This window comes from Pseudomonas sp. IB20, from assembly GCF_009707325.1.
Lineage (GTDB): Bacteria > Pseudomonadota > Gammaproteobacteria > Pseudomonadales > Pseudomonadaceae > Aquipseudomonas.
In genome coordinates this window covers 2,526,695-2,539,636 of record NZ_CP046103.1, presented here as the reverse complement: position 1 = coordinate 2,539,636, position 12,942 = coordinate 2,526,695, and the positions used below count along the sequence as shown (strand labels likewise).

The window sequence follows — 12,942 nt, the reverse complement described above, 5'->3', positions numbered from 1 at the left end:
GGCCCCACATTCAGCAGGTCGTGCTTGTTTAGAACGCCCAGTCCAGGCTCAACCCCACCCCGTGCACTTTCTCCTTACTGGCCAGCAGCCCGTTGTAATCAAAGTTCAACCGCGCATCCTTGCTCAACGCCAGGCTCACGCGCGCGCCTACCAGCGCCGCATCACGCACCATCGGTGCACTTTCCACCGCAAACGAAGGCCCACCCGAGGCAAACGCCAGGTGCTGCTGCGAATCGGTGCTGCTCAAATTGTGCTGCCAACCCAAGGTGCCAGACACTTCCAACTGCTGGTGATCATTCACATTGAAGGTCTTCAACGCGCGCACACCCAGGGTGCTCAACACCACATCGCGCGTGTCGTCATGACCTTTCAACGCTGCAGCATCACCCTTCTCGGTAAAACCATCGGTATTCAGATGCACGTACGCCAAGTTGGCAAACGGCTCCAGGGCCAGCGGTTGCAGGTTGACGCGGTACGCCGCCTCACCGAACACCTGGGTGCTGCTCGCATCCACTTTGACTTTTTGCTTGCCGGCCACTTCACCGTATTGCAGGTCGCGCTTCACATCTGCACGGTGCCAGCTGTAGGTCGCGCCGCCGGTCAAGCGCCAGGCGCCGATCTCATGCCCGGCGTACGCGCCGAAGTGGTAACTGTCCACCGAAGCACGGCTATGGCTGCCGTCGCCCATGTTCAACGAGGTGTCGCTGTAGCCGGCGACTAAACCGATACGGGTCGCTTCGTCCAACGCACCATCAACCCCGGCGAGCATGCCGCCCAGTGATGTGGTGTAGCCCGCGGTGTCGCTGCGGCTGTCGGTCTTGCCCCACGCGCCCAGCGCCTTGACCCATACGTTGCCACGGCTGTCGACAGTCTGGCTGCTTGCGCCCATCTCACCATTGCGCAGGCGCTCGCCCACTGCTTCACGCACGTAACGGCTGTCGTTGACCAGTGCGCTCTGCAACGCCGGGTAAATTTCACCCGACAGTTGCTTGAACGCGCCTTGTGCCGAGGCCGCATTCGGCGCCAGCAGCAGGCTTTCGTACACCGCATTGCCCGCGCCCAACTGCTCGGCAGCCGCCGCGACCGCGCGCTGGTTAGGCGTAGCCGCCACACTGGCGAAGCTGTTGGTACGCGCCACGTCCAACTGCACACCGTTGGCCGCGTAGTTCAACGTGCCACCAATGAACAGGTAATTGGGCAGTACCGCACCAAAACTACCGGTAATGCCGCCAGCGGCTTGCAGGATGTTGTACTGGCGACCCACCAGGCTCTGGGCCTGCGCGTTGGTCAGCAGCGTCGGGCTGTTTTCCAGGGCCAGGGTCACGGTGCCGCCGTTGAGCGTGGCCGTGCCACCGGCAACGATGCGGTCGCTGCTGGTCGGCGACAATTGCACCGCGTAGGTCGAGCCGGCGTCGAAGGTCACATTGCCCGCCACGTTCAGCGTGCCGATGGAATTACCCGGCGCCACGGTGCCGCCGCTTTTGGCGGTCAGCGAGCCGATACGCCCCGAGCCACCGAGTACGCCGCGCTGGCTGACCGTCACGTCGGAGGTGACCGAGCCATTGATCGCCAGCAAGCCTTGATTGACCAGGGTCGGGCCGCTGTAGGTGTTGTTGCCGGTGAGCACCAGCGCGCCGATGCCCTGCTTGGTCAGGCCGCCATGGCCGGCGATGTTATTGCTCCACACGTCCAGCCCGCAATGCACGTCGGTGCACAGGCGCTGGGTCGGTTTGCCGGCATCCACCACAGCGCCAATCCCTGGCAAATCCGCAACGAATTGCCCACTGCCATACGCGCCGTCGATGCGGAACTCGGCCGGAATATCCTCGGCGGTGATGAACATGCCCGGGCCGTTGACCGCCTTGCCCAGGTTGATCATGCCCCAACCGTACAGCGAGTCGATGCCCGGCGCGCCGAGGTCGGTGGCGGTGGTTTTCAGCACGGTGGAGACCTGCTCGCCGCTCATGTACGGGAAGCGTTCCATCAGCACCGCCGCAGCGCCTGCCACATGCGGCGCGGCCATGGAGGTGCCATTTTTGTTGGCCCAGTCGGTGGTGAGGTTTGAAAGATCGGTGCCGTTGATGATCGAGCTGTAGATCTTGGTGCCGGGCGCCGACACGCAGAAGCTGGCCGCATAACCGCAACGCGTCGAGAAGGTGCTGATCACATACGGATCGGCGCTAGCGGTGTCCGGGTTTTGCTGCAAGGCCGCGACCGACAGCCAGTTCGGCGCGATCTCCGGCACAAAGTACGCAAGGCCCGATATCGCATCCGGGTTGTTGCGGTTGTAGTCGTTACCGGCGGCAAAGATGGTCAGCACGCCGCTGCGAGCCGCGTCGATTGCGCCCTGGTAAGCGCCACCGGCAATCGTGCCGAGGATCGGCCGGATATTATTGAACTGCGCCTGCGCTTCATTGACCGTGAAGTTGGGAAACGCCGGATCGCGGCCGCCCTTGGCGTACTGGTCACCGATGCCGATGCCCCAACTGTTGTTGATAATCCGTGCGCCGCTGGCCACCAGCCCGTCCCAACCGGCTTTGTACACCGCGCCGTCGTTGCCCAGGATGATCCCGTCTTCCGGGCCCGGGTCGCCGTTTTCCGCCGTGATGATTTGCGCATTGAACGCTACGCCATGCATCGGCCCGCCATCGCGGTTACCGGCGGCAATCCCGCCGACGTGGGTGCCGTGGTTACCCAGCTTGCCGTTGGAGTCCTTGGACGGCGTGCCGTCGTAGCGGAACGCATCGCCGGCCTTTACCGGAATATACGGGTCGGTGTATTGGCGAATGCCCTCGGTGACAACCGTCACCACCTTGCCGGGGCTGTTGAATTCCGGGTGCTGGGCGTACACCGGTTGGTCGAAGATCCCCAGTTTGACGCCCTTGCCGGTGTAGCCGGCGGCATAGGCCGCGTCTGCATGCACCGCGCCCAGGCCCCAGTCGGCCTTGAACTCATTGCTGCGCCAACTGGCAGCGTCGCCCAACTTGCCGGTTTCCACATAGGGTGCGGCCTGGGCGGTACCCAAGCTTGCCAGGCAGCACAGCAACGCACCGTATGGCACGCAGCTCAAAGCCTTGAGCGGGTAGCCCGGGCCGGTGTGAGTGGCGGTGATTAACCCTGACGTACGTTTTTTCACGGTGACCTTCCTTAGTTTTCTTATTGCACTTTTTTGGAAATCCAACCCGATCGTTCCCATGCTCCGCGTGGGAATGCAGCCCAGGGCGCTCTGCGTCCAAAGCGTGACGCAGAGCGTCACATAAGGCATTCCCACGCGGAGCGTGGGAGCGATCATCGTCTTGAACTCAGAACTGCCAGTTCAGGCTCAACCCCACGCCTTGGGTTGTCTCGCGCCCACCCAACTGCCCGTGGTAATCGAGGTTGACCCGCGTGGCCTTGCTCAGCGCCAAGCTGGCCTGCACCCCAACCAACGCCGCATCGCGCAGTAACGGCGAACTGCGCACGGCAAATGAAGGCCCGCCAGCGACAAACGCCAAATGTTCTTCCGATTCAACCGCGGTAAGGCTGTGCTGCCAGCCCAGCGAGCCGGACAGTTCCAGCTGCTGATGGTCATTCAACGGCAGGGTTTTCAATGCGCGCACACCGAGGGTGCTGAGCACCGCATCGCGCCGATCACGGCCACGCTCCAGCGCAGCGGCGTCGCCTTTTTCGTGGAATGAATCACTGTCCAGGTGCACATACGCCAGGTTGGCGAACGGCTCCAGCGCCAGCGGTTGCAGGTGAATGCGGTACGCCGCCTCGGTGAACAGCTGGGCCGTGCGTGCGTCCAGCTTGGTCTTTTGCTTGCCGCTGACTTCACCGTATTGCAGGTCACGTTTCACATCGCCGCGATGCCAGCTGTAAGCACCACCGACGCTCACGCGCCAGTCGCCCAGCTCGCGCCCGGCATAGGCGCCGAAGTGGTAGCTGTCGATGGACGCCGAGGAATGTGTGCCGCTGCCCAGGTTCAACGAGCTGTCGCTGTAACCGGCGACCACACCCACGCGGGTCTGCTCGTCCAGCGCGCCATCAACGCCAGCCAACAGGCCGCCGATAGACGTGGTCGAGCCTGCCGTTTCGCTACGGCTGTCGCTCTTGCCCCAGGCCCCAAGCGCCTTGAGCCACAGGTTGCTTTCGCCGTTCGCGGGCACATGGCGCAAGCGCTCGCCGACTGCATCGCGCAGTTGCAGGCTGTCGTTGATCAGCATCGCGCCAATCGCCGGGTAAATTTCGCCGGACAACTGCTGCAAGCCTTGCCGAGCGGTGGCAACGGAATCGGACTGCAACAGGCTTTCATACACCGGGTTGCCCGCGCTCAGTTGCTCGGCAGCGGCGCCGACAGCGCGCTGGTTACGGTTGGCGGCGACGCTGGCAAAGGTCGCATCGTTGCGCCCCACGTCCAGTTGCACACCGTTGGCCGCATAGTCGAGGGTGCCGCCGAGGAACAGGTAGTTGGGCAACACCTGACCAAACTGGCCCTGGATACCACCCGCCGCTTGGAGGATGGTGTACTGGCGGCCGATCAGGCTTTGCGCCTGGCTCTGGCTCAGCAACGTAGGGCTGTTTTCCAACGCCAGGGTGACGGTGCCGCCGCCCAGTACGGCTTTGCCACCGGCGACAATACGGTCGCTGCTGGTGGGCGTCAGTTCCACGGCATAGGTGGAACCCGCGCCCAGGTTCACATCGCCTGCCACGTTCAAGGTACCCACGGAATTGCCCGGTGCCACGGTGCCGCCGCTGTTCACCGACAAGGCGCCGATACGCCCGGAACCGCCGAGGGTGCCGCTGTCGTTCACGGTCACCGCCGAGGTCAGCGAGCCGTTCACCGCCAGCAGGCCGCCATTTACGCTGGTCGCGCCGCGGTAGGTGCTGTCGCCGCTGAGCAGCAAACTGCCGGCGCCGGATTTGATCAGGCTGCCTTCATACACGCGGTTCGCGGCGGCTTGGTCACGGGCGCTGCCGACCGCGTAGTCGGTCTGGTCCTGTTGGCTGGCAGTCGCGCCCACGCCGTTTTGCCAGCCCTTGTCGATCAGGGTTTGCTGCCAGGCCGTGTGCTCGGCGCGGTCTTCGGCCTGGCGCTGGAGCAACGCCTGGTCGGAGATGCCATTGCTCCACACATCGCCCTGCCCGGCCGCCAGGCTGACGTTCATCGGGCCGAGTAATTGCCCCGGCCCGTGCATCGCCCGGCCGAGGTCCGGCACGCCCCAGCCCACAGTGGTGTTGGGGGCCTGGGTGATCGAACCGTCGAGTTGCGTGGCGGTGGTCAACAGCACCTGCAACGCCTGCTCGTTGTTCATGTACGGGTAGCGTTCCATCACCAGCGCCAAGGCGCCCGTGGCGTGGGGTGCCGACATCGAAGTGCCGGACTTCACGCCATAGCCGCCACCAGGAACCGTGCTGTTGATCAGCGCGCCGGGCGTGGAAATACACCAGTACTTGGCAATGCCGCACTTGTTGTATTTCTGGTTATTCGCCTTGTCCAGGCCCGACACGGCCAGCCAGTGGCCTTCCAGTTCCGGCTGGAAATACGGCAGCGCCGAACGCACGCTGGCATTCGCGTAGCCGCTGTTGCCGGCGCTGAACACATTGATCACGCCGGCCTTGGCCACGTCCGCCGCTGCGTCCAGCCAGGTGCCCTGGTTGTAATGCTGGGCGTAGGCGGCATGCAGGCCGCCGAGGGTCTGGTAGCTGACATCCGAAGGCTGGCTGCCCCAGCTGTTGTTGATGGCGCGCACGCCGGAATCCACCAGCGCGGTGTACACCGCCTTGAAGTATTTGGGGTCCGGGGTTGGGCCGAACAAGAAGCTGTCATTGGCGTTGGTGTTGCCCACGTAGAGTTGCGCGTTGTAGGCCACGCCGTGCATGCCCACGCCGTCGCGCGCCGCGCCCATGGTGCCGGTGACGTGGGTGCCGTGGGAATCGTTGTTGGGGTTAAGCGCACCCGTGGTGCTGAACGGGCTGCCATTGACGTAAGTGCCAGTGGCCGTGACTGGGTGGAAGCGGTCTTTGGCGGCTTCCGGGTGATCAGCATCGAACCCGGAATCCAGCGCGCCGATTTTCACCCCGCTGCCGCTGATCCCGGCGGCGTAGGCCTCATCGGCCTTCATGCGACCCAGGCCCCAGTCGCTCTGAAACTCAGTGGACCGCCAGCTGGCGGGGTTACCCGGTAAACCGGTCTCGGTGTATTGCGCCTGTGCCGCAACGGACAACAGCAGCAAGGAGCCTGCGGTAAACGGTTTGAAGCGGGATGAGTCGGTGATCATCTAAACCCTCCTTATTGTTTTTATACGTGCTCATTTCACCGGGCCGAAGGCCTCATCGACTTTCGCTAGGTCGGTGTCGCGCAAGTTGCCCGCGTAGTAGTGCAATTTGGTCCAGGCCATCAAATAGTCGTACCGCGCCTGGGCCAGGTCGCGGCGGGTGCTGTAAAGCTGCTGCTCGGCGTTCAGCGCATCGAGGTTGACCCGCTCGCCACCGAGGATGCTTTGCTTGGTCGACACCACCAGCGCCTCGGCCGAGGTCAGGGCTTTTTGATACGCACGCAACTTGCTCACCCCCGACAGGCACGCACTGAATTGGCGGCGCAGCTCGATCAGGGTTTCGCGGGTCTTGCCTTCCAGCTCGTACTCGGCCTGTTCCATGCCGCGGCTGGCCTGGCGGGTGGACGCCGAGATGCCGCCACCGGCATACAACGGCATGCTGACTTCAATGCCAATGGTGTTGGTGTCATAGCGCTGGTTGTAGGTGTTGCCGCTGTCGGACTCCTGCTGACGCGCGCTGGCATACGCGGTGATCTTCGGCAGGTGGCCGGCGCGGTTGCGTTCCACTTCATAACGCGCCACTTCCACGGCCTGACGCTGGGAGGCGAGCGTGGGGTTATTGCTGATCGCCAGTTCATGCCAGGTGTCGTAGTTGGCCGGGGTCAGGGTGAAGGCCGAGAAGCTTTGGTTCAGCGGCGCCAGGTCTTGGATGTTGACGCTCTGCACACCGATCAACGCGCCCAGTTCGCGCAAGGACGCATCCTGCTCATCCAGCGCCTGGATCTCTTCGGCGGTGGCCAGTTCATACCGCGATTCGGCTTCGAGAATATCGGTGCGCGTGCCCTCGCCCTGCTGGAACAGGTGCTGGTTTTGCTGGAACTGTTGCTCGAAGGCCTTCTTTTTCGCGCGGGCGATGTCGATCTGGTCCTGGGCGAACAACGCCTGGGTGTAATAGCTCAGCACTCGCACCAGCAACGCCTGGCTCTTGTCGCGAAAGCTTTCATCGGCAAACAGCGACTGGGCCACGCCCTTGCGGTAGTTGGCATAGGCTTCGTAGTCGAACAACGGCTGTTGCAGGCTGAAAGTCGAGCCGTAGCTGTTGTAGTTGCGGTCATCGCGGTACGTACCGCCGCGCCCGTCCGGCAAATGCGCCTCGGAGTTGTTGCGGCCTTTGTTGTAGTTGTACGACAGCCTGGGCAAGAGCCCGGCGCGGCCGATGGTGCGGTTTTCGAGGCCGGCGTCGCGCTCTTTGATCGCGCCGAGAAACACCGGATCGTTGCGCAAGGCTTGCTCATACACATCAAACGGGCCCATGGCGGCTTGGGCAGAGCCGCAAATCAACATCAGTGAAATGAACACAGGTTTCATGCTCATTCCTCAGTCAACGCGGAGCCGGCGCGATCGAGCAGCGGCTTGAACAGGTAATTGAGCAACGAGCGCTCGCCGGTGCGCACGAACATCTCGGCGGGCATGCCCGGCTTGATCACCAGGCCGTGGAGTTTTTCCAGTGCGGCCTCGCTGACCGTGGTGCGCAGCACGTAGTACGGCTGGCCGGTTTTTTCATCGAGCATCTGGTCAGCGGAAATCAGGCTGACCTCGCCTGGTACACGCGGCGTGCGGCTCTGGTTGAAGGCGGTGAAGAGGATATCCACCGGCAGGTGCGTGCCGACCTTGTCCACCAGGTGCACGGGCAAATGCCCTTCGACTTCCAGGCGCGTGCCCTGGGGCACGATTTCCAGCAGGGTTTCACCCGCACGCACCACGGCGCCTTCGGTGTGCACGCTGAGGTTGACCGCAATGCCATCGGCCGGCGCGTTGATTTCACTGTGCTGCAGGTCGAAACCGGCCGAAGTCAGTTGCTGCTCCAGGGTCAAACTACGCAGTTGCGCGTCGGCCAGTTGGCTGCGCACTTCCTTCTGATACTCCTCGCTGTGCTGCTGCAGCTTGAGGCGTGATTCAAGGATGCCCTGCTCCACGCGGCCGCTTTCACCGGCGTTCTGCGCCAGGTCCTGTTGCACCTGGGACAGTTGGCGCTGGTAATCAAGCAAGCGATTGCGCGGGATATAGCCGTTGTCGGCCAAGGGCTGCAGGTTGGCCAGTTGATCGCGCAGGGATTGGGCCTGGGCGGCCAAGTCACTGCGGGCGCGGCGCATGCCATTGAGTTGCGACGTGGCGCCGTCGATATTCGCGCGAATCCCGGCTTGTTCACGGGAAAACGCCTCGCGGCGGCTGCTGAACAGTTGGCGCTGGCCTTCAAGTACCAGGGCCAGGGCCGGCTCGGGGTTGGCGCTCAGTTCGGCCGGAAAGGTGATGCTGGAATGGTTGTCGCGCTCGCTCTGCCAGCGCGCCACGCTGGCCCAGGCCATGCGGTACTGGGCTTGCAGCGATTGCACATCGGCCTGGTTCTGGGTCTGGTCGAGGCGAAACAGCGGCTGGCCCTGTTTGACCCACTCGCCCTCCTTCACCAGGATCCGGCTGACCACGCCGGGGCTGAAGGTTTGCACGGCCTTGCGCTTGCCCGACACCACCACCGTGCCCTGCACCGGGATGCCTTGGTCCAACGGGGCCAGGCTGGCCCAGAGAAAGAAGCCGCCGGCGCCGACAATGGTCAGCAGCCAGCCCATTTTTACGAAAAAACCGGCGTCGCGTTGTTCAAAACGAGGCTCAACAGTAAGGCTGCTCATGCGCCTGGATTCCTTCCGGCTTGGTACTGACGGCTAAGGCTCACACCGGCCTTTTCTCGTGGTGCTTCCTGCTGCTGGCCCGACAACGCGCGCAGCACTTCTTGGCTTGGGCCGAAGGCCTGCAAGTGGCCTTCGCTGAGCACCAGCAACTTGTCGGCCTGGGCCAGTGCCGAGGAACGGTGCGTGACCAGCACCACGCTGCTGCCCTGGGCTTTCATCTGCACGATGGCGCTGGCCAATGCGGCTTCGCCGACGGTGTCGAGGTTGGAGTTGGGCTCATCCAGCACAATCAAGCGCGGGCCGCCGTACAGCGCGCGAGCCAGGGCCACGCGTTGCTTCTGGCCGCCGGACAGGCCGCCGCCGTTGTCGCCCAGCACAGTGTCGTAGCCTTGCGGCAGGCGCAGGATCAGTTCATGCACACCGGCCTGTTGCGCCGCTTGCACCACAAGCTGCGGGTCGGCGTCGCGAAACCGCGCAATGTTGTCGGCGATGCTGCCGCTGAACAGTTCGATGTCCTGGGGCAAGTAGCCGATATGCGGGCCGAGGTCATCACGGTCCCAGCGGTGAATGTCCGCACCGTCCAGGCGCACGGTGCCGGCCAGGGTTGGCCACACGCCTACCAGCACGCGGGCCAGGGTGGATTTACCCGAGCCCGACGCGCCGAGCACGCCAAGCACTTCGCCCGCGCCGAGGCTGAAGCTGACCTGATGCAAGGTCGCCATGCGCCGCCCAGGTGGGCCCGCGCTGACCTGTTCGAAACTGACCTGGCCCTTGGGCGCAGGCAGCGCCATGTGTTCGACTTCCGGCGGGAATTCACGCAGCAATTCGTCGAGCCGCTGGTACGCCAACTTGGCCGAACTCCACTGCTTCCACACCGCAATCAACTGGTCGATGGGGCTGAGCACGCGGCCCATGAGGATGGAGCCGGCGATCATCATCCCGGCGGTCATTTCGCCCTTGATCACCAGGAAGGCACCCAGGCCCAGCACCAACGATTGCAGGCACAGGCGCAAGGATTTGCTCAGCGAGGTGATCACCGAACCGGTGTCGCTGGCCTTGTTCTGATAGCCGAGAAATTGCGAGTGCACCACGAACCAGCGCTTGCGCAACGCGCCGAGCATGCCCATGGCCTGGATCGTCTCGGCGTTGTGCAGATGGCTGGTGGCCAACTGGGTCGACTGCTGGGAAAACCCGCTCGCCTCGCCCAACGGCTTTTTGGTCAGGTATTCATTCAGGCAGGCCAGCGCGATCAGCAGCACCGCACCCGCCGTGGCCAGCACGCCGAGCCACACGTTGAAGAGAAAAATCACAAACAGGTAGATGGGAAACCACGGCGCATCAAAAAACGCGAACAGCGCAGGTCCCGTGATGAATTGGCGGATCGCGGTGAGGTCGCCCAGCGATTGCCCGGCGTGCCCCTGGCCACGTTGCAGGTTGCGTTCAAACGCGGCTTTGTAGACGCGCAAGTTGAAACGCCGCTCCAGCTGGCTGCCGATGCGGATCACGATAAAACTGCGAATGACTTCCAGCGTGCCGATAAACGCGAAGAAGCCCACGACCATCAGCGTCAACATCACCAGGGTGGTTTCATTCTGGGAGGACAACACACGGTCATACACTTGCAGCATGTAAATCGACGGCACCAGCATCAACAGGTTAATCAATGCGGTGAAAAAGCCGATACTGATCAAAATACTCTTGTATTCACCCAACGCCCTGAATAAGGGCGCAACCGCATGGGACTTCGCCATATCTTCTGATCTTCCCTGAAGCAAATTACGCACAACAGTTGCCCGAACCCTGGACAAGGGCGGCCAACTATTAAAATCGAGTTATATGCTTATAACTTTTAATTAAGGTGTTCGTTGCAGCACAACTTCCGGTATCGACGCCGTGTGGCCTTTATATTCACCGTCTTTTTCACGATTTAAATGGATAATGCCGGTGCCTTGGGCATTCATCAGCCAGATGCCGTCCGGGGTCGGCAACCAAGTCAGGGGTTTATCCCCCAGCCATTGTTCAGCGCAGACGACATCACCGGCCAGCGCGTTCGGCTGGTCCAACAGGTCCAGCGCGCACACCTGATCCTGCTGGTGCAACTGCCAGTGGCCGGCCAACTGGGCGGTGGTGGGTAAAACAAGACTGCTAGCCATTGCATGGGCTCCTGCCGACACGAACAACACCTGCGAAGCACAGGCGATCAAATGAGAAAAACGCGGCATTTTCTGCTCCATCCTAGAGCGCGGCGCCGGAGCGCCGCGCGCTTTTTACATCACGCTACGATGTCGCTGGCAACTGCCTGGCCAACGGTGGTGACGAGGAAATCCGCCACGCCGTGCCCGGAGAAGTCCACGGCCAAGGTGCCCAGGTTAGTACCCGAGGCATAGCTCAGCACAGCGTCGCCGGCGTGGCCGGTGAACGCGTTGACGAAGGTCAAGCCTGCACCTTTGGTGATGCCGGACAGGTCGATCTTGTCCGAACCCGAGGTGAAGTCAAAGATCTTGTCGGCAGCACCAGGCTTGGAGTCGGAGCTGGCACCGAACACGAAGGTGTCATTGCCGGCGCCGCCCCACAGCTGGTCCGCACCGCCACCGCCGTAGATGATGTCGTTGCCGGCACCGCCTTTGATGAGGTTGGCTGCGTTGTTACCAATGATCAGGTCGTTGCCCGAACCACCGAACGCGTTCTCGACGGTGACGCCCTTGGCGATGGACACGTTGCCCACCAGGCCGCCAACGTCGGAGAACGAGGCCTCATTGAGGTTGATCTTCTGGTTCTGGTAAACCGGAGAAGTCCAGGGTGTCGTTCCCCCCGTCCCATACCGAGAACACCAGCTTGTCGGCATTGGATGTGGCGCTGTAGAAATCACGCCCGGTGTTGGAGTTGAACCCGTAAGTGGTGTCACCGGCGCGGGTGTTGTAGTTGGCACCGTAGAGCTTCTGGATCGCGGCGATGTCGTCGATCAGCGGGCCTGAGGCGTAAGCTTCGACGCCGCCTTTGGTGAAGTTCTGGTTGGTATTGCTCTCGCTCCAGTAACTCATGACGCTGTAGCCGCGCGTGTCCTGTCCATAGTCCGCGTTTTTGTAGGTCGGGTTGCCGGTCCCGGCGTTGTAGTCGCCAGGGTGCGCCAGGCCCAGGGTGTGGCCGATTTCGTGGGTCAGGGTCTGCCGGCCATAGTTGTTCAGGTCCGGAGCCTTGTTCGGCGTGTAGCTGCTGTTGGTCAGGTACCACGACGTGCCGTCGTAGCCTGCGCCGGTGCCGGGCAGGTAAGCGAAGGCTGCAGCGCCGGCCTGGCCGCCGCTGTAGTTGCCGAAGGTCATGTGTGTGTCACCGCCCGAGGCGCTTTCGGTAAAGCTCACGTTGGCGACATCCGCCCAGGATTGCATGGCCAATACGGCCTGTGCTTTCTGCTGGGTGTTGAACTGGCTGAACCCGGAGATGCCATGCTTGTTCATGGTCGCCGAGCTGGCCGAGGCGAGGAAGGTGTAGGTCAGGTCAATCTTGCCGTTGTGGTTCACGTCCTTGTAAGCGGCGCCATCGCGCAGCAGGTGGTCCGCTGCCTGGTCCACGGTAAAGGAGGGTTTGCCATTCACCGTGAGGTTGCCGCCACGGTCATACTGATGGCTAAAACTATCGATTTGCGAGTAAGCAGTGCTGGCTTGCGCGGCAGACACGATAGCTTTGTCTTTTACTTTTGACATAAACGTACTTCCTTGTTTGCAAGTGCATCAGTCTTTGGTCGATAGGAACCTCGCGGACGAGATCGTCCCATCACTCACCTCTTTTGAAGGCGTATCGAAACTGACACAACTTGAAATCTTTCGTCTACACATATTTCCGCAGCGAAAATGTGACACAGATTCAACTTAAGGAAGACCCGGGCAGTGTTTATTGGGGGCAATTGCTTTTGCCCATCGGCGGCGCACTGGGTGTTATTTAAATATTAAATACAGGTAAAGCCGCTCTAATTGAGCGGCCCACTTAAATAGTGGATCCACTAT

The 12,942-nt window shown here is 62.2% G+C and carries 6 protein-coding genes and 1 pseudogene; all 7 read right to left on the bottom strand.

What is annotated here, in order from left to right; genetic code table 11:
- Positions 1 to 28 precede the first annotated feature (28 nt).
- The 7 genes and pseudogenes from GJU48_RS11660 to GJU48_RS11630 all read right to left on the bottom strand — a co-directional run bounded on the left by GJU48_RS11660 (position 29) and on the right by GJU48_RS11630 (position 12,642).
- The gene (locus tag GJU48_RS11660; protein WP_094950576.1) at positions 29 to 3,136 is read right to left on the bottom strand and encodes an autotransporter outer membrane beta-barrel domain-containing protein; all 3,108 of its coding nucleotides are present in this window, start codon (positions 3,134 to 3,136) and stop codon (positions 29 to 31) included.
- A gap of 166 nt (positions 3,137 to 3,302) precedes the next feature.
- Positions 3,303 to 6,260: an autotransporter serine peptidase EprS gene (eprS, locus tag GJU48_RS11655; RefSeq protein WP_094950577.1), complete on the bottom strand. Its 2,958-nt coding sequence runs from the start codon at positions 6,258 to 6,260 to the stop codon at positions 3,303 to 3,305.
- A 30-nt stretch (positions 6,261 to 6,290) separates the two neighbouring features.
- Positions 6,291 to 7,625, bottom strand: a complete 1,335-nt coding sequence (locus GJU48_RS11650) for a TolC family outer membrane protein (RefSeq protein ID WP_094950578.1) — start codon at positions 7,623 to 7,625, stop codon at positions 6,291 to 6,293.
- Positions 7,626 to 7,627: 2 nt separating this feature from the next.
- Positions 7,628 to 8,941: an HlyD family type I secretion periplasmic adaptor subunit gene (locus GJU48_RS11645; RefSeq protein ID WP_094950579.1), complete on the bottom strand. Its 1,314-nt coding sequence runs from the start codon at positions 8,939 to 8,941 to the stop codon at positions 7,628 to 7,630.
- Complete coding sequence (locus GJU48_RS11640) at positions 8,938 to 10,692, bottom strand: type I secretion system permease/ATPase (protein WP_094950580.1); 1,755 nt, start codon at positions 10,690 to 10,692, stop codon at positions 8,938 to 8,940. The genes GJU48_RS11645 and GJU48_RS11640 overlap by 4 nt, the downstream gene beginning before the upstream one ends.
- Positions 10,693 to 10,794: 102 nt before the next feature.
- On the bottom strand, positions 10,795 to 11,163 hold the full coding sequence (locus GJU48_RS11635; protein WP_094950581.1) for a protease inhibitor Inh/omp19 family protein: 369 nt from the start codon (positions 11,161 to 11,163) through the stop codon (positions 10,795 to 10,797).
- A 50-nt stretch (positions 11,164 to 11,213) separates the two neighbouring features.
- Positions 11,214 to 12,642, bottom strand: a pseudogene (locus GJU48_RS11630) (serralysin family metalloprotease).
- Positions 12,643 to 12,942: the final 300 nt, after the last annotated feature.

Coding starts and splice junctions, on each gene's coding strand:
- GJU48_RS11645 (WP_094950579.1), bottom strand. CDS start 8,941: ATGAGCAGCCTTACTGTTGAGCCTCGTTTTGAACAACGCGACGCCGGT.
- eprS (WP_094950577.1), bottom strand. CDS start 6,260: ATGATCACCGACTCATCCCGCTTCAAACCGTTTACCGCAGGCTCCTTG.
- GJU48_RS11635 (WP_094950581.1), bottom strand. CDS start 11,163: ATGCCGCGTTTTTCTCATTTGATCGCCTGTGCTTCGCAGGTGTTGTTC.
- GJU48_RS11650 (WP_094950578.1), bottom strand. CDS start 7,625: ATGAAACCTGTGTTCATTTCACTGATGTTGATTTGCGGCTCTGCCCAA.
- GJU48_RS11640 (WP_094950580.1), bottom strand. CDS start 10,692: ATGGCGAAGTCCCATGCGGTTGCGCCCTTATTCAGGGCGTTGGGTGAA.